Source organism: Streptosporangium subroseum, assembly GCF_900188345.1.
Classification (GTDB): domain Bacteria; phylum Actinomycetota; class Actinomycetes; order Streptosporangiales; family Streptosporangiaceae; genus Streptosporangium; species Streptosporangium subroseum.
In genome coordinates this window covers 170,424-188,419 of record NZ_FZOD01000008.1, presented here as the reverse complement: position 1 = coordinate 188,419, position 17,996 = coordinate 170,424, and the positions used below count along the sequence as shown (strand labels likewise).

General features: G+C 63.4%; 28 protein-coding genes and 1 pseudogene. 23 read left to right on the top strand and 6 right to left on the bottom strand.

Annotated features, from left to right (window positions below; all coding sequences use genetic code 11):
- Nucleotides 1-132: 132 nt before the first annotated feature.
- Both CHC08_RS11340 and CHC08_RS11335 read right to left on the bottom strand, forming a co-directional pair.
- On the bottom strand, nucleotides 133-852 hold the full coding sequence (locus CHC08_RS11340) for a sensor histidine kinase (protein ID WP_089207181.1): 720 nt from the start codon (nucleotides 850-852) through the stop codon (nucleotides 133-135).
- A gap of 294 nt (nucleotides 853-1,146) precedes the next feature.
- Nucleotides 1,147-1,860 (bottom strand): M50 family metallopeptidase, encoded by a 714-nt coding sequence (locus tag CHC08_RS11335; RefSeq protein WP_089207180.1) that lies wholly within the window; start codon nucleotides 1,858-1,860, stop codon nucleotides 1,147-1,149.
- 74 nt (nucleotides 1,861-1,934) lie between these two features.
- Here CHC08_RS11335 and CHC08_RS11330 point away from each other — a divergent pair, with 74 nt between their 5' ends.
- The 3 genes from CHC08_RS11330 to CHC08_RS11320 are packed head-to-tail and all read left to right on the top strand — an operon-like array spanning nucleotide 1,935 to nucleotide 4,507.
- Nucleotides 1,935-2,864 (top strand): amidohydrolase family protein, encoded by a 930-nt coding sequence (locus tag CHC08_RS11330; protein ID WP_245878260.1) that lies wholly within the window; start codon nucleotides 1,935-1,937, stop codon nucleotides 2,862-2,864.
- A gap of 13 nt (nucleotides 2,865-2,877) precedes the next feature.
- Nucleotides 2,878-3,354: a nuclear transport factor 2 family protein gene (locus CHC08_RS11325; RefSeq protein WP_089207178.1), complete on the top strand. Its 477-nt coding sequence runs from the start codon at nucleotides 2,878-2,880 to the stop codon at nucleotides 3,352-3,354.
- Nucleotides 3,355-3,364: 10 nt separating this feature from the next.
- Nucleotides 3,365-4,507: a magnesium and cobalt transport protein CorA gene (locus CHC08_RS11320; protein WP_089207177.1), complete on the top strand. Its 1,143-nt coding sequence runs from the start codon at nucleotides 3,365-3,367 to the stop codon at nucleotides 4,505-4,507.
- A 9-nt stretch (nucleotides 4,508-4,516) separates the two neighbouring features.
- On the opposite strand, the gene CHC08_RS11315 is transcribed toward CHC08_RS11320, so the two are convergent.
- Nucleotides 4,517-5,362 carry an oxidoreductase gene (locus tag CHC08_RS11315; protein WP_089207176.1) on the bottom strand — a complete coding sequence of 282 codons (846 nt, stop codon included), beginning with the start codon at nucleotides 5,360-5,362 and terminating at the stop codon, nucleotides 4,517-4,519.
- A 464-nt stretch (nucleotides 5,363-5,826) separates the two neighbouring features.
- Here CHC08_RS11315 and CHC08_RS11310 point away from each other — a divergent pair, with 464 nt between their 5' ends.
- From CHC08_RS11310 to CHC08_RS11285, 6 genes are all read left to right on the top strand, one after another.
- Nucleotides 5,827-6,024: an LLM class flavin-dependent oxidoreductase gene (locus CHC08_RS11310; RefSeq protein WP_089207175.1), complete on the top strand. Its 198-nt coding sequence runs from the start codon at nucleotides 5,827-5,829 to the stop codon at nucleotides 6,022-6,024.
- 689 nt (nucleotides 6,025-6,713) lie between these two features.
- Nucleotides 6,714-7,148, top strand: a complete 435-nt coding sequence (locus CHC08_RS11305; RefSeq protein WP_089207174.1) for a hypothetical protein — start codon at nucleotides 6,714-6,716, stop codon at nucleotides 7,146-7,148.
- A 70-nt stretch (nucleotides 7,149-7,218) separates the two neighbouring features.
- Nucleotides 7,219-7,452: a hypothetical protein gene (locus CHC08_RS49455; protein WP_089207173.1), complete on the top strand. Its 234-nt coding sequence runs from the start codon at nucleotides 7,219-7,221 to the stop codon at nucleotides 7,450-7,452.
- Between the two features lie 50 nt (nucleotides 7,453-7,502).
- Nucleotides 7,503-7,796: a PD-(D/E)XK nuclease family protein gene (locus CHC08_RS49450; protein ID WP_089207172.1), complete on the top strand. Its 294-nt coding sequence runs from the start codon at nucleotides 7,503-7,505 to the stop codon at nucleotides 7,794-7,796.
- Nucleotides 7,757-8,110: a hypothetical protein gene (locus tag CHC08_RS11290; protein ID WP_089207171.1), complete on the top strand. Its 354-nt coding sequence runs from the start codon at nucleotides 7,757-7,759 to the stop codon at nucleotides 8,108-8,110. The genes CHC08_RS49450 and CHC08_RS11290 overlap by 40 nt, the downstream gene beginning before the upstream one ends.
- On the top strand, nucleotides 8,047-8,694 hold the full coding sequence (locus tag CHC08_RS11285; RefSeq protein WP_143653175.1) for a hypothetical protein: 648 nt from the start codon (nucleotides 8,047-8,049) through the stop codon (nucleotides 8,692-8,694). The genes CHC08_RS11290 and CHC08_RS11285 overlap by 64 nt, the downstream gene beginning before the upstream one ends.
- Here CHC08_RS11285 and CHC08_RS11280 read toward each other — a convergent pair.
- Complete coding sequence (locus CHC08_RS11280) at nucleotides 8,677-9,072, bottom strand: hypothetical protein (protein ID WP_143653174.1); 396 nt, start codon at nucleotides 9,070-9,072, stop codon at nucleotides 8,677-8,679. The two genes, CHC08_RS11285 and CHC08_RS11280, sit on opposite strands and share 18 nt — an antisense overlap.
- A gap of 73 nt (nucleotides 9,073-9,145) precedes the next feature.
- Here CHC08_RS11280 and CHC08_RS11275 point away from each other — a divergent pair, with 73 nt between their 5' ends.
- Nucleotides 9,146-9,952, top strand: coding sequence for a hypothetical protein (locus tag CHC08_RS11275; protein ID WP_089207168.1), 807 nt, complete (start codon nucleotides 9,146-9,148; stop codon nucleotides 9,950-9,952).
- 138 nt (nucleotides 9,953-10,090) lie between these two features.
- The gene (locus tag CHC08_RS11270; RefSeq protein WP_143653173.1) at nucleotides 10,091-10,801 is read left to right on the top strand and encodes a hypothetical protein; all 711 of its coding nucleotides are present in this window, start codon (nucleotides 10,091-10,093) and stop codon (nucleotides 10,799-10,801) included.
- A gap of 42 nt (nucleotides 10,802-10,843) precedes the next feature.
- Here the strand turns inward: CHC08_RS11270 and CHC08_RS11265 are convergent, their stop codons facing one another.
- Complete coding sequence (locus tag CHC08_RS11265) at nucleotides 10,844-11,080, bottom strand: GntR family transcriptional regulator (RefSeq protein WP_218825248.1); 237 nt, start codon at nucleotides 11,078-11,080, stop codon at nucleotides 10,844-10,846.
- A 156-nt stretch (nucleotides 11,081-11,236) separates the two neighbouring features.
- Here CHC08_RS11265 and CHC08_RS11260 point away from each other — a divergent pair, with 156 nt between their 5' ends.
- Nucleotides 11,237-11,569, top strand: coding sequence for a hypothetical protein (locus CHC08_RS11260; protein ID WP_089207166.1), 333 nt, complete (start codon nucleotides 11,237-11,239; stop codon nucleotides 11,567-11,569).
- Here CHC08_RS11260 and CHC08_RS11255 read toward each other — a convergent pair.
- A complete protein-coding gene (locus CHC08_RS11255) occupies nucleotides 11,566-11,844 on the bottom strand; it encodes a hypothetical protein (protein WP_089207165.1) in 279 nt (92 codons plus the stop codon). The genes CHC08_RS11260 and CHC08_RS11255 overlap by 4 nt on opposite strands.
- A 274-nt stretch (nucleotides 11,845-12,118) precedes the next feature.
- Here CHC08_RS11255 and CHC08_RS11250 point away from each other — a divergent pair, with 274 nt between their 5' ends.
- The 11 genes and pseudogenes from CHC08_RS11250 (at nucleotide 12,119) to CHC08_RS11210 (ending at nucleotide 17,986) form a co-directional block, all read left to right on the top strand.
- Nucleotides 12,119-12,481, top strand: coding sequence for an Lsr2 dimerization domain-containing protein (locus CHC08_RS11250; RefSeq protein WP_179281981.1), 363 nt, complete (start codon nucleotides 12,119-12,121; stop codon nucleotides 12,479-12,481).
- A 201-nt stretch (nucleotides 12,482-12,682) separates the two neighbouring features.
- Nucleotides 12,683-13,117, top strand: a complete 435-nt coding sequence (locus CHC08_RS11245; protein ID WP_143653172.1) for a hypothetical protein — start codon at nucleotides 12,683-12,685, stop codon at nucleotides 13,115-13,117.
- Between the two features lie 990 nt (nucleotides 13,118-14,107).
- Nucleotides 14,108-14,362: a hypothetical protein gene (locus CHC08_RS11240; RefSeq protein ID WP_089207162.1), complete on the top strand. Its 255-nt coding sequence runs from the start codon at nucleotides 14,108-14,110 to the stop codon at nucleotides 14,360-14,362.
- Nucleotides 14,363-14,626: 264 nt separating this feature from the next.
- A pseudogene (locus CHC08_RS48120) lies at nucleotides 14,627-14,968 on the top strand (DUF7178 family protein); the annotation flags it as partial.
- A gap of 82 nt (nucleotides 14,969-15,050) precedes the next feature.
- On the top strand, nucleotides 15,051-15,269 hold the full coding sequence (locus tag CHC08_RS11235; protein WP_089207161.1) for a hypothetical protein: 219 nt from the start codon (nucleotides 15,051-15,053) through the stop codon (nucleotides 15,267-15,269).
- A gap of 24 nt (nucleotides 15,270-15,293) precedes the next feature.
- Nucleotides 15,294-15,578, top strand: a complete 285-nt coding sequence (locus CHC08_RS11230) for a hypothetical protein (RefSeq protein WP_143653170.1) — start codon at nucleotides 15,294-15,296, stop codon at nucleotides 15,576-15,578.
- Between the two features lie 131 nt (nucleotides 15,579-15,709).
- Entirely contained in the window at nucleotides 15,710-16,927 is a 1,218-nt protein-coding gene (locus CHC08_RS11225; RefSeq protein ID WP_179281980.1) for a DUF3987 domain-containing protein, read from the top strand.
- Nucleotides 16,928-17,013: 86 nt separating this feature from the next.
- Nucleotides 17,014-17,172, top strand: a complete 159-nt coding sequence (locus CHC08_RS49445) for a hypothetical protein (protein WP_179281979.1) — start codon at nucleotides 17,014-17,016, stop codon at nucleotides 17,170-17,172.
- A 33-nt stretch (nucleotides 17,173-17,205) separates the two neighbouring features.
- A complete protein-coding gene (locus tag CHC08_RS11220; RefSeq protein ID WP_143653169.1) occupies nucleotides 17,206-17,472 on the top strand; it encodes a hypothetical protein in 267 nt (88 codons plus the stop codon).
- A complete protein-coding gene (locus CHC08_RS11215) occupies nucleotides 17,469-17,660 on the top strand; it encodes a hypothetical protein (RefSeq protein WP_089207157.1) in 192 nt (63 codons plus the stop codon). Before CHC08_RS11220 ends, CHC08_RS11215 begins: the two co-directional genes overlap by 4 nt.
- Nucleotides 17,657-17,986, top strand: coding sequence for a hypothetical protein (locus CHC08_RS11210; RefSeq protein ID WP_089207156.1), 330 nt, complete (start codon nucleotides 17,657-17,659; stop codon nucleotides 17,984-17,986). Before CHC08_RS11215 ends, CHC08_RS11210 begins: the two co-directional genes overlap by 4 nt.
- The last annotated feature ends 10 nt before the right edge of the window (nucleotides 17,987-17,996 follow it).

The window sequence follows — 17,996 nt, the reverse complement described above, 5'->3', positions numbered from 1 at the left end:
GTCTTCCAGAAGAGAGAATTACGGATAACCCGAGGAATCACTAGTTACAAACTAAACCATTCATGTATGCGAACCTCACAGATCCAACCGTGACGGTGTGCGCTACCTGCGCTTTTGCAATAGATGTGAAGGTTATTCGGAAAAATTTAGCGGCAATTCGGCGATCAGAATGAACCAGCCGTCCCCGTCGGCCGTGACGCGCACCGTGCCGCCGAGCTTGCCCACGCGGTGCCCCAGATTGCCCAGGCCACTGCCGGTGGACGCCGGCTCCCGCCGGGAGGCCCCGTCGTTGGCGACCGTCAGCCGCAGCCGGCCGCCGTGCCCGGTCAGCTCGATCGCGCATCTCGTGACCCTGCTGTGCCGCAGCATGTTCGTGAGGGTTTCGCGGACCACGGTTCCCAGCGTGGCGCTCACGTCATCGGGCAGGTCGGTGACGTCCATCCGCACCGAGCAGTAGGCCCCGAAGCTCGACAGGAGGGCCTCGGCCCGCGTGGTCTCCCCCTGGAGCGAGAGCTGCTGGTAAGCCTGCGACACGTTCCGCGCGGCGTGCGCGGCATGCTGTACGGCCTGCAGGATCTCGCTCAGATCCCTGCGCAGGCGCGCGTCGCCCTCCGCGTGCCGGTAGGCCAGCTCGCTCTTGATGGAGGCCAGCCAGAGCCAGTGCCCCACGAGGTCGTGCACGTCGCGGGCAAGCTGCTCCTGCTGTTCTTGCTGCTCCTGCGCCAGGGCGACGGCACGGTCCTTCTCGGCGTTGAGCCGTCTGATCCGCAGCGTCAGACCGATCATCACACCCAGTGAGATCAGGAAGATCCCCAGGGCGGCTGTTCCAGCGAAGTACGTGTGGTGCAGCATCTACCGACTCTCGCCGAGTGAACGGCATGCCTCGTAATACACTCAAAAAAATGATTAACTGTCGCCAAAGGAGAGTAATACTCCAAGGCGGTCGAAAGGTTGATAATAACGATATTGGCTCACGTCATAGCGTGATTTATTAACGTGTTTAACCGGTCATAGGTGATCCAGTGATTCCCGCCCTCATCGTGAGGCGCGGTCTCACGGAGCGCGGCCTGCCGGAGCGGGCGATCGCGGCCGCCGTGGGACGGCCGATGTCACCCGCCGGGCGCGGTGCGACGGACCCCGTGGTCCTCAGCCGAAATCGAGTGGCACCGGGGACAGCAGGTATGCGCCGCTCACCAGGGAGGCCCCCGCCACGAGCAGGAACAGCAACACCCAGAATCCGCCGGGCAGGAAGGTCAGCCGGGCGAGCTGGTCGGCGTCGGAGTCGGGGGCGCGGCCGTGGCGCCGCTTGCGCTGCAGCTCCACGATCGGCCGGAAGCCTCCGAGCAGTAGGAACCAGACCGCCAGGTATGCCAGAACCGCGTCCATGTCGGGCGCCGCGTACCAGGTGAAGGCGAAGATCGCGCCACCGGTGACGAGCAGGCTCACCACGCCGAACAGGTTGCGGATCAGCAGCAGCATGCAGAAGAGCAGCCCGATCACGATGGTGATCAGCACCGCCACGTAGCCGGAGGAGGTCAGCCAGGCTCCGCCGAGCCCCAGCAGGGACGGCGCGACGTATCCGGCGGCCGCGGTCAGGATCATTCCGGGACCGGTGGGCCTGCCCCGGGTGAGCGTGACGCCCGAGGTGTCGGAGTGCAGCCGGATGCCCTGCAGCTTGCGCCGGGTGAGCAGCGCCACCAGCGCGTGCCCGCCCTCGTGGGCGATCGTGATCAGGCCCCGGGAGAGCTGCCAGGAGGTGGACCACGACACCACGACCAGTGCGGCCAGCGCGGACAGCAGCACGACCAGCGGGGGTGGCCCCGAACGGGCCGTGGTCAGAGTCACCCAGACCTCGGACAACGTTCACTTCTCCTTCTCAACGTCGGAGCAGAGCGTCTCATATGGGATGGTCTGCTCACGATAAAGTCGTAGTTGTGCAGAACAGGATTCCGGAACTGACGGACGCCGGGGTCTCCGCCTGGTGGAGGGGGCTTGGTCTGCCTGGTCTGGCGGATGTGCACGTCCATTTCCTGCCCGAGCGCATGGAGCGCCGAGTCTGGCACCACTTCGAGAACGGTGGCCCGCTGGTGGGGAAGGGGTGGCGGATACATTACCGGGTGTCCGTCGAGGCGCGGGTCGCCCAGCTGAAGGATCTCGGGGTGAAGGTGTTCTCCGCCCTGGCATACGCGCACAGACCGGGCATGGCCGAAAGCCTCAACGACTGGACGCTCGACTTCGCCCGCCGTACCCCCGGATGTCTCCCCTCGGCCACCTTCTACCCCGAGCCTGGGGTCCTCGACTACGTGCGGGACGCGCTCGAGCGCGGTGCGCGCATCTTCAAGGTCCATCTCCAGGTGGGCGACTTCGATCCCAGGCTGAAGGAGATCGACGAGGTGTGGGGGCTGCTGGCGGAGCGGGGCGTCCCGGTCGTCGTCCACGCCAGTTCGATCCCCCTGCCCGGCCGGTGCACCGGTCCGGAGCCGATCGCCGAGGTCCTAGCCCGCCATCCCCGCCTGCCCATGATCATCGCGCACCTCGGCATGCCGGAGTACGACGAGTTCTTCCAGGTGGCCGAGGCGTTCTCCGGCGTGCGGCTCGACACCACGATGGCCTTCACCGACTTCGCCGAGCACGGCATGCCGTTTCCCGCTCGCCTCAAACCGCGCCTACGTGACCTCGGGTTGGCGGGCAAGGTCCTGCTCGGCAGCGACTTCCCGAACATCCCGCATTCGTACGCGCACCAGCTCCAGTCACTGGACCGTCTCGGTCTCGGTGAGGACTGGCTGCGAGCGGTGTGCTGGGACAATGCCGACCATTTACTAGATCTCACTCCCGACTACACTCAGCCGCCAGGCCAGTCATGATCGGGAGATCTTTGTGAACGACGAGAACGCCGCCCTCATCAAGAGGTTCTACGACGCCTTCGGGCGCCGCGACGCCGACACCATGGAGCGTTGCTACCACCCCGAGGTCACGTTCGGCGACCCCGTCTTCCAGGATCTCGAGGGCCGCGACAAGGTCATGGGGATGTGGCGGATGCTGCTCGGCCGTAGCGCCGACATCACCGTGACCGCGCGCGACATCACCGCGCAGGAGCACGAGGGCACGGCGCACTGGACCGCCCACTACACCTTCAGCGGGACGGGCAGGGCGGTCGTCAACGAGGTCGACGCCCTGTTCCGCTTCGAGGACGGCCTGATCGTCCGGCACCACGACGAGTTCGACTTCAGGCGGTGGTCGAAGATGGCCATGGGAAAGCCGGTCGGATTCTTCTTCGGCTGGACCCCGATGTTCCGGGCCTCGGTCAGGGGTAGGGCGACGCAGTCACTGCAAGAGTTCATGAAGACCCGATGAGGAGAAGTGTGTGACCGATCGGCGAGTGCGTGGCCTGCGGAGCCTGGTTCGCGGACGTTCCGGCGTCGTCCGGGACTCTCCCGAGCGGTCGATGGACCCTCGTTCCGCGGGCGACAAACCGATCCCGCCCCGGTCGCACATCATCGACAACGCGATCTACGTGAACGGCTGCCGGTCCACCACCCCCGAGTCGCTGCGCGAAGCCCTCGAAAGCCTGAAGAACACCCCGGGCAGCATGGCCTGGATCGGCTTCTACCGGCCCGAGGACTCGGTGATCCTCAACGTCGCGGAGAAGTTCGACCTGCACGAGCTGGCGGTCGAGGACGCCATCGTCGCCCACCAGCGGCCCAAGGCGGACCGTTACGGGGACACGCTGTTCGTGGTGCTCCGCCCGGCCAGATACCTCGACGAGGTCGAGGAGGTCGACTTCGGCGAGCTCCACGTCTTCGTCGGCCACAACTTCGTGATCACCGTACGGCACAGCGAGGCCCCCGACCTCTCCCAGGTCCGCAGCCGGATGCAGGACGACCCCGAGCTGCTCGGCCAGGGTCCGCAGGCGGTGCTCTACGCCATCCTCGACGCGGTCGTGGACGGCTACGCCCCCGTGGTCGCCGGCCTGCAGAACGACATCGACGAGATCGAGGTCCAGGTCTTCGGCAACGAGCCCGGCGTCTCGCGCCGGATCTACGAGCTGTCACGCGAGGTGATCGAGTTTCAGCGGGCCACCCAGCCGCTGCTCGGCATGATCGAGGGATTCATCGCGGGGGCGGTCAAATACGGGGTGGACGAGGAGCTGCAGCGATACCTGCGCGACGTGGCCGATCACACGATCACCGTGGGGGAGCGGGTCAGCGGCTTCCGCCAGATGCTCCACGACATCCTCGTGGTCAACTCCACCATGGTCGCCCAGGCCCAGAACGAGCACATGACCAACCTCACCGAGGCCAGCAACGCCCAGAACGAGGAGGTCAAGAGGATCTCCGCCTGGGCCGCCATCCTGTTCGCGCCCACCCTCGTCGGCACCATCTACGGTATGAACTTCGACGTCATGCCCGAACTCCACTGGGCGTGGGGCTACCCGTTCGCGGTGCTCCTGATGGCGGGCGTCTGCACGACCCTGTACCTGGTGTTCAAACGCCGCGACTGGCTGTGAACGTCGACCTCATAGCGCGCGGACGTCGTCGTGGTCAGTGGAGATGGACAGGGCGCGCCAGGTCTCTATGTCCGCGGCCACCTGCCTGAGCTTGTTCTCGACGCCGGTCACGCTGTCCACGCCGAGGAGCAGCCTCAGCGGCGGATCGGGGACTTCGGCGATGTCGACGATGGCGGACGCCGCCTTGACGGGGTCACCTGGCTGTGCGTGGTTGACGTCGACCGCCCTACGGCGCGTGGCGCCGGCGGTCTGGTCGTAGTCGTCGATCACCAGGCCCTCCGTGCGCAGGCTCGACGCGTCGAGGAAGTCGGTACGGAAGTATCCGGGCTCGACGAGCGTGACCCGTATCCCGAGCGGGGCGAGTTCCTGGCTGAGCGTCTCGGTGAATCCCTCCATCGCGAACTTCGTCGCGCCGTAGATGCCCCATCCGGGCGAGCCGACCAGTCCGCCGACCGAGCTGATGTTGATGACATGCCCGGACCGCTGGGCGCGCAGGACGGGGAGGACGGCGCGCTGCACGGTCAACGTGCCGAAGACGTTGACATCGAAGACCGCGCGGGCCTCGTCGTCGGAAATCTCCTCGACGGCGCCGAGCACTCCGCGCCCGGCGTTGTTGACGACAACGTCGATGCGTCCGAAAGCGTCGGTCGCGGCCTGGACGGCCGCCGCGGCCTGCCGGGCGTTCGTGACGTCAAGGTCGACCGCGACCAGATCGTCGCCGGCGTCGGGCAACGCCTTCTGGATATCGCTCGAATGGCGGGCGGTCGCGACGACCTGGTTGCCGCGGGCAAGCGCCTCGCGGGCGATGAGAAGTCCGAACCCGCGCGAGGCGCCGGTGATGAACCAGACACTCATGGTGAACCTCCTCGTGATGGTGGTGTGCCGGATGACGGTGGCGTGCCCGCTGAGGGCCCTCCCCGCGCAGGGGCCGCTGCCCCCGTACCGTCTTCTGCGCGCAGCGCCGACTCCGCAGCCCGCTGACCCGGAGGAAGTTACCCAGCCAGGCGCCGTCTGGACCCCTATCGATCTCTTTTGGTGGGAATTTGGAAGAAAACAACCACCGTGCACCGTTTGCCGTGCTCACTTGCCGCGGACCCGCTCGCCGATGGGCGGCCGTACCGGCTCGGTCCGGCGGCGACGTTCCTTCCTCGGGCCGGGTCGGCACGCGACGGGCTTTCCGTACGGCAGGACCCGCACGTGACCGGCTTCCCGTTCCCCGGTCGCATGGGCGGTGCCGCGTTGATGCGGTATCCAATGCGGGTAAGGCCGGCCGGGAGGAGACCTCCGGTCGGAGGCCTCCTCGGCCCGGGAGCCAGGAGGTGGTTCGGATCAGGTTCGGCATCTTCTACGAACACCAGCTTCCCAAGCCATGGCAGCCCGGTGACGAGCGGCGGCTCTACAAGGACGCGCTGGAGCAGATCGAGATCGCCGATCGGGTGGGTTTCGACTACGCCTGGGAGGTCGAGCACCACTTACCACAGGACACGGATTCCCATACAGGCATCGTGTCTGAATAGACCGTCCTGGCGGCCTCGCGTCCCCCTGAGTCTGTGATCAGTTGAAGCGGCGGGGGTTGACGCCATACATAAGACTGGTAATTTATTCATCTAAACGAAATGCCGAGGATTGCTAAAACGACCTTGAGCAGCTCGGAGTTGACAGATTTACATAAGTCTGGTAGCTTCAAAAAATCGCATCACCACCGGCCGGCCCGAAAGGTCGGAAAGTGGGTGAGAATGCGCACGGCGCCACTTGATAATCTATGGGCACCGTCGCCTGAAGAACGGTCCGGGACAGGTGGCTGTAGCTGAAAGGCGCAGATCCTAGCCTCTTGAGGTGAAAATATAAAGACGGCTGTCATTCGCCGCGCCCCAGTGATGTTAAGACCATAAAGGTTCCGTGGAAGCACAACCGAAAACCATGGGCCCGCCTATGCGGGCAAGACTGGCTCTGGGTTGGAACCTGACTATATGGATTCGATAGCTTTCGAGCGTACGGGAGACCGTGTAGGTGGGTCATTATATTCGTACGTTCGGCCTACTACCGAATCGCAGCAACATTCCCTCATAGAGAGCCTCCCGAATGTCAACCATTCGTACCGACAAGGTAAGTGAGCACTTCTACTACTGTCGCTCACATCCGTAATACCTCGCGAAGGGAGTAGTCAATTGAGATAGCCCCGTAACTATTATGTGAGGGCCAATAAATGGGAAACCGACAGATCGACCCGCTTAAACTCCGGAGCTTCATTGAGGCCGGAACCCCCTACCGGGAGATTGCCGACTACTTCCATGTGTCCGTAGGCGGCGTACAGCAAGCCGTTGAACGACTCGGAATGCAGAAGAAAAACCTGCGGCACGACAAGTTCATCCCTTGGCAGATGGCCAAGGAGCATAGCCAGTCCGGCCCGGTCACCTCCTTGCGAATCCTTAGCAAGGTGGCCCAAGGCCAGCAGGTCCCCCTCGTGAAGCTCAACTCAGCGCTTCGCTGGGCGGTCCGCTTGCATGATGAGGACCTCGACATCGACTACACCAAGGAGACCGGATTCTTCGAGAAACCCGCCGACAAAGCCGGATGGCACATCGCGATGGTCCTCGAAGACGTGAATTCGGCAATGACTCGAGATGCAACCTTCCCCTGAAAAGGGATCAGCGGCCCCACTTGACGGGGTCGCTTTTCTTTCTCCCATAAGCTGTAGATTGGTAGTAGCAATGATCGGCCCGAAGAACCTCCTCGACCTCAACACCCCTGAGATCGTCTGGGCGAACACCGGAATCTTGGTGGCCCTCGCTACAGGTACCAAAGGTGGCTACTTCGAACTCGTCGTCAACCGCTACAGCGCCTACACGGTCGCGGACATCATCACCGCACTCCAGCAACTGCCCCAGCACTCACTGCTTCGAGACGCCTTCGCAGACGACGAGGACATCACCATCAACTTCTGACAGGAGGCTGCCTAAGCCATGATCAGATACATGAGATTGGGAGCGCTCGATTGAGCAGACGCACCTCGGTCTCCCGCGTCACCAGCATTTCCCGCTGCGGCACGGCATATGAGCTGGAGCGCAAACTGCGTGTGCCCGTCCTCCCGGCCGCCTGGCTCTCCCAGGGGACCGCCATCCACGACGCGGCCGACGCCTGGGAGAAGTTCGACCGCCAGATGTCCATCCCCGAGGCGCAGGCGGTCTTCGGCGCCGTCTGGACGGCCGAGATAGCGAAGAACGACGTTGCCGAACCCGACCGCGACAAATGGCTCGTAGGAGGCGCAAGAAGGTCTACACCGACCTGATCGACCGCTACAACGACGGCCTGCGCCAGGTGGCCGACTACATCGACTACAACCTCACCGACACCGCCCTGCGGCCGATGGCCCGACCCGATGACGGCACCGCCGCCTCCAAGGTCGACATCGACTTCGGCGGGATCACCGTCCACGGCTACATCTTCGGTGTCCAGGAGGCGCTGGCGCTCATGGGCGTGCGCTACATCACGGCACCCAAGGAGGCCTACATTCGGGCGATCTTCCGCAAGCTAAGGAGGTGGTGCGAGACGAGGCCCGCAAGTACTCCTTCCAACTCAGAATCCCCGAGCCGGTCAAGGTGACCACCCTGGCACCCACCGGCTCAATCGCGAAATTGCCGGGGACCACAGAGGGCGGGCACCCGATCATGTACGGGTACTACATCCGTCGCATTCGCTCCTCGACGATCGACCCGGACCGGCGGGCACAGGTGGAGGGGTACCGCGAGCAGGGATACAACATCCTCCCCGACCCCCAGGCCGCCAACACCGTCGTGGTCGAGATCCCGTCCAAGGAGTCCGTGGTCGAGCGGGTGGAGGAGGTCGGCCGGCCCGCCGACCTCGTGGAGTCCGCCGACGAGCTGACGCTTGAGCAGCTGCTGGCCTTCCAGGAGATGCTCCAGACCGAGTACGCCGACAACGCGGTGTCCTTCACCGCCAGCATCGATCCCGCCAAGTACACCCCGCAGGACGTGGCCGAGACGATCCTGCAGTTCGCAGGCAAGCTCAAGGGAACCACGATCTTCCCCGAGCAGGGATATGAGCTGGCCCCCTACGAGCGAATCTCCGAGCAGGACTACCAGGACTGGATCTTCATCACCGGGCTGTCCAACGTCGAGGGCGGCATCGACGAGGACTGCGCCAACGGATCATGCCCAATCCGTTAACATCCAGGAACTCCCGGGGCCGCCCAGCATCCCGTAAATCATGGAGGCAAGAAGCAGCCAGAGAACGACCCACCCGAACACTTTGACTTCTTTGGGAAGCTTCCTCTCCACTGGGGGTGGCTCGCGGTAGTTCCAGATCTCTAGGTCCTCCTGCCAGGAGGCGGGAGCCATGCGCCGCATCACCCATGGGACCTTCCGCGAGGGGACAGGAACCTCCTCCTGGCCTACAGGTGCTTCCTCCTGACGTACAGCTGAGCGCTGCATTTCCTGGGCGTTTCCTCCGCGCTTGGCCTGTTGGCGCGCGTAGTGGACCTGCATGGCAGCCAGAACCAGGCCAACCACACCAACGGTCAGGCTGAGCAAATTCCATAAATCCACCGAATCAGAGTAGTGGGAGACCCCTCTAATTCGGGACTAAACGCAATTCATCATTCAAGAGATTGGTAGCAGTATGAGCGCGTTCGACACTGACCCCTGGGCCACCGCAGTACCGGCCCCTCAGCCGCCCGCCGATGAGGCGCAGGCCGCAGGCCCCCCGAGCGGCACCAGCACCGCCCCGAGCAAGGAGAGCACCATCACCGTCAACAACGGCCCCGAGGCCAAGATCACGACCACGATCAAGTTCGGCAGCGGCTTCGACGCCCCCTGGGCGGTCTTCCCCAGCAACACCGTGGAGGAGGCCGAGACCACACTGAACGGTGCAAAGAACTACCTGGAGCTGGTCGCCCGCGTCGCCAAGTTCGCCAAGACCCTGGACCCCGGGACTCCCGCTCCCGCCGCACGCTCCGCCGCGAGTCCTGCCGCCCCGGCCCGCTCGCAGGCATCCACCCCGCCCGGACAGCAGGGCAACGCTTGCTCCCGCGCCGAGATGACCTACCGCACCGGCAACGGCGCTCGGGGCCCATGGGCCGGCTACTTCTGCCCCTTGCAGAAGGGTGACCCCGACCTGCTCGACGCGATTTACCAGATGATCCAGCTCGACGAGTCCGTGACCACGCTCCGCGCGGAGAACAAGAGGCTGCGCGACACCGTGGAGCACCTACGCACCTCCAACGACCTGCGCACCCGGATCGAAAAGCGCCTCGCGAAGCGCAGGGCACTCATGGAGCGCCTGATGAAGGCCCGGCGGCATGAGGGTGGCTGGTCCTGCACCGTCCACTGGGACGACTTGGAGGATGTCGAGTGGCTGGCCCTGGGCGTCCAGTACGGACCCCTGCGGGTCATCTACAAGCCAAAGGCCGGCGACTGTGCAGCGTAGTCATATGTCGTGAGCTGCAGTGAGATATAGCAAGATATAGCGAAATTGTATATAACAGACAGGCCCTCCGCGCCTTGGTAGCGGAGGGCACTTCCTTGCACGACCCTTCGCGAAAGGTCCATTTTGAAGATCAACACCATGTTCGCACTGGTTGCCACGGGCTTGCTCGCGGCATCAGCTCTCTCGACGGCCACGGCCGCCGTAGCGGACGCGACCCCGACGCCGACGCCCTCCGCGACGCAGGCCGCCGCAGCACCCACCGTGCCGAGCGCCGCCGCCGTCAACGAGTGCGGCAAGCTCACGCTCACCTTTAACAACCCGACGCGGTTCGCCTACACCTTCGACTATCGCGTGGATGACCAGCGGCCGAAGCACCCCCCGGTCGTTGACGCCACGATCAAGGAAGGCCCTCTGGCTGGTCAGAAGTTCGGCCCGAGGTACAACCTGGTCAAGATCGACGGTGTGGGCACCAAGACGGTGACTCTGCCCTTCAAGCCGAACTCCGGCTACCACAAGGTTGAATGGCGCCTGGCCGAGGGACCGGAGCAGAAGCAGTTCCTGCCCTGGGCCAGCGCGACCGTGCAGACCTCTTGCAAGGCCGTGACCGTGGCCCCCGAGTTCAAGCAGCCCCGCTGCTCGGACAAGGCCGCCCACATTGTCATCGGCAACACCCCTGGCGTCCGGTACTCCTACGGGTTCAAGGCCCTCAACGCCGGAGACAACGTGGTGAAGGCCGGTAGCAAGGGCTACGTGACCGCCAGGGCCACCAGCCCGGCCGTCAAGCTCCGGGGCAAGACCACCTGGCCGATCGCCTTCGACCAGGCCCCGTCCGCCTACACCTGCTCATAACCCGCTAAGGGTGCCCCCGGCTTCGGCCGGGGGCTTTTTGCGTTATGGCAGCTTGTTGGCCACGTAGGAGCCCATGCCGATATGCGTGACGATGAGGCCGGCATCCCGCAGACCGCCGATGGCCTTACGCACCGTCACCGGAGTGACGTGGAACTCAGCAGACAGCTCAAGGACGCTCGGGATGCGCTCACCGGGCTCATACTGCCCGGATCTGATTCGCTTCGTCATGATCTCGACGATCTGAGGCCACAGAGGCTCGTTGCTGCGCAGGTCCACCACGCAGATCACCATAGGTGGCCACATTGTGCCAGTGCGAGGCACCGCGAGCAGGAGTGAACCATAGCGAGATATATCTTGTCCAGTTTATGATGCGAACCAAGGCGCAACTATAAGGCAGGTAATTCAATGATGATTGAGGCCCGCAGAGCCGAGTACATGAGGGTCATTGAGATCCGAGCCACCGGATGCGAAGGCCACGCCATCGTCGTGTCCGAATACGACTGGTATGGCTTCCTGGCCAACATCAAGGGCGACCTCTACGAGCCGCACTTTGGCTCCGACGATCGGGTGTTCGTCACCATCGGCCGAGGAACCCTGAGCAGCGTCGAGACCGACCCCGAAAGCTGGCAGTTCTTCGTGTCTGCCGTCAAGGCGACCCTCTTCGACAACCTCCCCGAGCCCTTGGAGTCCTGGCAGAACGCCAGAACTCTCAAGGAACTGGGGCAGCAGCGCATGCGCCGGCTCTGGCGCGCGCCGGACACCCGTTAGGGCTCGGCCAGCATCTCCGGCGGGTGGATGCGGTAGGTGCACTTCGGGCAGTGGAACGGCGTGAGGATGTCCTTCACCAGCTCGTGCTGGTGGATCAGGAGCCAGTCGTGGATCTGGAACAGGAAGTAGACGCTGAGATGGGCCTTGTAAGCCAGATCCCGGTACGACATGGGGTTCTGCGGGGCACGGAGCACCCAGTAGATGGATTCGTGCCAGCTCAGCTCGGCCAGCAGCCTGTTCCAGCCCCGAAGATCCCGTAGAACCTCATCGGACATGGACTCTGGAGCGATCGAACACATCTTGGCCCCCTCGGCCGATTCATAGGATGAACCGATAGTCGGTGTTTTGTCCATACGCCATACAGTATGGGAAATGCTAGAACTTTCAAACAAAACGGAGCCCAAACCTGGGTGAAGGGCGGGTAAGGCCACCCTGGCGGGGGCTCTTTGCGATAGAAGAGGTGGAGGTTGGTAAGATCAGCGCCCGTACGAGCACAGACTGATCGCCCGACTTCTTCCTTTTTCATCGGGCATGGCAGATGGGGGAGACGTGGCTACCAAACAGATAGTGGTGTGTGATTGGCACGACGGCGACGCCGAGGCCATCCACCACAACGCGTGGACCAACCTGGCGGGCGAGCGCAAGGAGAACGACCTCTGCGTGACCCATCAGAAGGAGTTCCTCAAGGCATGGGAGACCGTGGAGAAGGGGTCCAGCGCCTCCGCACTGAGGCCGGCCTCCCGACCGGCGCCTAAGAGGCTCCCGAGGAGCGTTCCCAGCGAGAATGCCCAGGCTCGGGCCTGGGCCAAAAGCCAGAACATGGAAGTCAACGACAACGGACGGGTCGGGTTCCACATCGAGCAGGCGTGGAAGAAGGCCGGCAAGCCCAACGTGCTGGCTGACCAGCGCTGATCTACCCAACGTTCACCGATGTGTGACCCAAAAATGGGTTAAAAACGATATAAATCGGACATGTTAGACGCTTCTGCCCCGCTGGCAGCACAAGTTGCACCATTAGCACCACAAGTACCAGCCACACACGGCCCAGCAGACCCCCTCCGCGCCACGGGCTGCGTAGAGGTGCTCACGCACACGACCTCCGGGGTGCGCGTGATGCGACAGGCATACGCGGACGGCTACATCTACGAGTACAAGGTCCCCAACGGGGTCTCCATCTACCCAGAGACGCCACACCTCGCGACCCCCCTCTTCAGGGGCCGGCTTCTCCGCACTTTTTTCGACGGGGAGTGCAACTACATCACCGTCTGGATGTCCAGGCTGCCCGCCGTGGACTTCATGGCAACACCTACAGTCGAGTACGAGACCCTGCACGAGGACGAGCACCTCGTCGTCAGCCGGCTGCGCTTCGAGAACGGCGAGGACGGCTGGATCTACCGAGTCCAGTCCCAGCTCGGCCACCCCTGGCCGAGACTCCCTTGCCTCGCACCGACGCTCACGGCGCCCATCGTCGCGATGGACCGGACCGACATGGACATCACCGTCAGGTACTGGGTGAAGGACAGTGAAACCGGTACTGCCGCCGCCTGATCAACTCCGCGGAAGCTCCTCCACAAGAGGGCAGTTTCCAGGTCGCCGGCCCCACCTCGCCGCGGCCTCCCCAAGACCCCGTAGGCGGCCCCCGATAGGGCCTCTGAGGGGCTTTTTGGCATTAAGGGGGGCCTCTCGGGCACTCCCTATCCGACCTAACCGAGTTAGGCCGTTAGGCGAGAATCCGCAGCTCAATCGAGGCGAAAACCGGGGCTACCGGCGAGACGGTAAGGGCACCCTGAATAATGGCGCCTGGTGATCTTCCCGTAGTCGCGCGTAGCGCGCCTCATGCGCGAGCGAGGGTGGCGGCGCGCGGAGGCGGGGGGCAGGCGCGAGCGCACCCATGCGAGCGAGGGGGCGCGCCATGCGCGGCCGAGCGCGTCATGCGACGTGACTGACCGACCAGCCGAGCGAGAGCCCAGCGCCCACGCGGGACCGTGTGCCCGTGTGCCCGTGTGCCCGTGTGCCCGTGTGCGAGCAATTCTCCCAATCTCATTGGAAAGCCTGTTGGGAATGGCCTACCAAACTAATTTCAAGATTCTTAAAATTGATAAATCGGGAGGTGGAAGCCATGATCACGACTGCTATGAGAATGGTATATGCAAGATCTTGTTGGACTCCCATACTCATGTCCTGCATAGTTCTCGTTGTAAGCAACACCGAGCGACACGGCGAAGGGGCAGAGCAGGACGGTCGCCAGGGAGCGCGGACTGGCCGGGGGAATCCCCGGAGCGGCAAGTGGCGCGATACGGCGCGAACGCCGCTACAGCAGCTGTTTGAGAACTGAATCGAAGAAGGTCGCCCCACCGGAACGGGGCGGCGGACCGGAACCCCAGCGGGCAGCCCTGGAACCCAGAGACTTTTCGTCTCGTGCGACGATCCCCGGCCGTGTGAGAGGTGGGCGCTCTCGCTGATCAATCACCGCCGCCGGGCGGTGATCACGGGGTCATGTCATCGGGACGTGACTCCTTGATCACAACCGGAGGAACAGTGATCGACTTCGAATATGGCGCTTACCCGCACCGCGATGGACTGGCCATGGTGGCCGGTGGCGGAGACGCCAACGGCGTGACGATTCGCCGGAGGGAACAGGTCGCATCGACGGTGTGGGAGACGCATGAGGCATACGCCGTGTTCGGCAAGCGCGTGCAGCTGGTGGGTACGGCCGACGACAAATGGTCGGCATACGCCCTGATCGAGCGCTGGTACGCCGACCAGGACAACTACTACCCGGCGTGGGTGTAGTCCCCCTTTTTCCTGTCTATATGAGATTGGTAGGAACGAGTTTCGCGGCATTATCCTTAGTGCGCCAGAAATGGCGTGAGCAAGCGCTTCAAACGCGCCTAGGGCACTTCCTCGAACATCTACAGCCATTGTTTGGAGCTATTAATGATCGAGATAAAGGCCAACGAAATGACGCGTGGGGCATACGTGGGGAACACCCTCGCGGTTTGGGACAGGGCCACGCCCGACCAAATGTGCCGTGGAATGTCCTGATACCGCACGGCTAATCAACTGGCGTACATGATCGCCGATGGCGATTTAATCAAGGGTGCGGGTGTTGTCGCTGCGCTTTCGGCTAATAAATCTTGGAACGAAAACATGAAATTGGCCGCTAAGGCATTCGTTGAGGGTAAGCCGTCGGGGCACTTGGGCGATGCACTCCGGAAAGCCGCTCGGATTATGTCGGGTGAATTGCCCGAGCATGTGCTTCCGACGGGCATTAAGGCGGGGAATTTCTACAGGTGCATTACTGACCCGATCGATGCGGATTCGATTTGCATCGACCGACACGCACTCGATATGGACCCGCTGAACCCCTGCCCGAACAACGCCACACAGGAGATTTGACACGGACACCACCACCACAACCATCGACCTTGGCCTTCTCGCCGTATGCCTTACGGACCTGGCCGACGTATTCGGTGGCGGCATGTTCGCCTATGACAATGGCGGCCACTTCTCCTGCCATGAGGCGGACTCGGTGGCAGCTCTGCTCATGGTCGCTGGCCATGGGGATGCGGCTATCACATGGCTTGAGGGCCACGCCGAGGCCGACTCCGAAGGCTCGGACATTCACATCGAGTTCGATGACGACGACGTGTTCAAGGCTGTTGACATTCCCGCGTACGTCGATTCGCTCCTGTCCTAGCAACAAGAAAGAGAAGGTTTCCTGATGCCCACTCAAACGATGGTTTGCGATTGGTTCGCACCTCATGAGGATGCGCCGCCGCTCCTGCTCACGGTCACCTATCCGGAAGGATCGAGGTTCGTGTTCCTCGACGACCGCGAGGAAATCAAGCAGGAACTGCTGGCCGAGTTCGGGCACGACTACGAACTCGACCCCGATGAATCTCCCAGCGACTGGATTTATTCGGTGATCGCGTTCGACCAGGACGTGACCGGGTTTGTTGCCGATCGCTACAGCGCGCACGAATTGGCCGTGACTCTCACCGATTGAGAGGACTGGACCAGCACACCGCGCAAGCGGTATGCGGTCTCCAGATCGTCAATCCCAATAACTCAACTTACTTGATAAAGGAGAATGCGGTGAGTTGCTTAACGAATGAGATGCCGGTTGCTAATCCGGACATGTTCCAGGGTCCACTCGGCAAGATGGTCGAGGAGCTGGACAAGTACACCGAGGGCTCCATGGTGGGTGTTCTGGTCACCTTCCTTTCTGGATTCAGTGCTGCGGTTGGCAGCCTGCCCGGTGTGGGCACGGGCAAGGGGTCGATGCCGCTGAGCTTCTGGCCGGTCTTGGTCGGGCCTACCGGGGTGGGCCGTAAGGGAACGGCTACCGGAATCGCGATGAAGGTCATTGAGTCCGGGCTGGAGTCGTTCTTCCAGAACAACGTCTCGTACAACCTCCCGGCCACGGGGCTGGGTTTCGCCAACGAGCTGGCGGAGCGCGCGATCCGGGGCGTGTCATCGCCCATGCTCTTCATCTCCGAAGAGATGGACGAGTTCATCGCGAACGCCAAGCGAGACACCAAGATCGGTGGGTACCTCCGCAAGGCGTGGGACGGCTCGACCATCGGCCACCGCACCAGCCAGGTTGACCTCCAGATCCACAAGCCACACGTCGCGATCGTCGGGCATGTGCAGCCGAAGAACTGGGGCGCGATCAGCGGGTCTCGTGACGCCACGGGCGGCACCTACAACCGGTTCTTCCCGGTCTGGGTGCTCCAGTCGAAGAAGCTCCCGGTGTTCGCCTCGGCGAACCCGGACAAGGTCATCGAGCGTCTGGGCCACAGGTTCCGGAGCATGGTCAACTTCGCCCAAGAGGTCACCGACCTGAACGTGCCCATGGCGGTCGCGAAGATCTTCGAGACCCGGCATCGCGAGATCTGCGACGCGATGACCACGGGAAACGAGCAGCTCGGGCAGTACACCGAGCGGGCCATGGCGTACATGATCAGACTCGCCGGCCTCTATGCCCTGGCCGATAAGCGGACAGAACTCACGGTCGGGGATTTCGACGCCGCGCTGGCCCTCATCACCTACATGGTCGAGACGGTCACCTACACGCTGCCCGAGGTCGAGGCGTCCGGTAACGAGATCCCGGCGCGCATCCTGGCCTTCATCCAGGGCGCCGGGCCGGAGGGTGTGACCTCCACCGAGGTGGCCCGCAAGTTCCAGCGGGTCCGTGCTGCGGAGGTCCGAGCGATCACCGACGCCAGCGAGTTTGTGACCACATCCAAGCTGAGGTCTGAGGGTGGCCGCCCCGCAACCCTCTTCACCTGGATCGAGGAGGCGGTTGAGGAATCCGCGGTGGCTGTCGAGCTTGATCAGCTCGTGGCGGCTTGACGGTCCCTCCGCTCACCGGGCCTTGGTCCGGTCGGGCGGGGAGATCGCCACAGCGGTCTGCACGTCACTACCGAAGGAATCAGATCATGGACGTCACCATCGAGTTCGTACTCACCAACCCCGAGAACGCCGAGATCAGTGAGTACGAGGTGGCTATGCACTTGCGTGGGGTCCTGATGGGCACCCCCTTGGAGTTCGAGGACGGCAGCGTCTGGACCGTGACCGAGATGAACATCGCCGACTGACCCACCACATATCACATCGGAGTGAGTCAGATCATGAAGGCATTGCAGGTCGGCGACCCGCTGCCTAACGGTGCGGCGGTCCTGCACTTCACCCCCGGCGCGGATGGCGTGGCCGAATACGTATTCGCCGCCTGGGATGGCCGGTTCGTCTCCTGGCGCACACCGCTGGACCTGGACGGCAACGTCACTGGGCTCACGCTGGGCCGCTTCAGCGGCCAGGACTTCGACAAGGGCTGGTCGATCTACTGCCTCCGGGCTGGGATCACCACCTACATCAGCAGAGAGAAGGACAACGCATGAGCGGCCTCAACATCGAGGAGCTTTCGAAGGACGACGAGATCATCCTGTGGGCCGGTCTCGGCGGCATGATCACGTCTCGCGTGGAGGCCGTCCGTATCGAGGAGGACGGGCAGGTGTTCGTCACCTGCGAGGAACTGGAGTGGGCGGACCTGACGGCCCCCATCGGCACCGAGGTGGAGCTGGCGTGAACAGCTCGTACAGGTCTCTGGTCGCTGCCCAGGCTCTTACCCTGGCGGCGGCCGGAGCCGCCCTCATGGGTGTCTACGGGCCGAGCGCGGAGGCGGACCCGATGAAGAGCCCCTACTTCAAGTCGGGTACGGAGGCCGCTTATGAGGTCACGTCGCAGCCGCGCAGCCTTCGGCACTTCACCTCGTGCGAGGCGGGGCTCGACTACGCCAAGGGGCCAGATGCCCCGATCCGGCTGTCGCTCGCCCCACCGCAGACAGAGGAGGACGACAGGGCTTTCCTGGCCGGGTGTGACTGGCTGGTTAAGGAACTGCTGAAGCGACCATGAACGACGATCA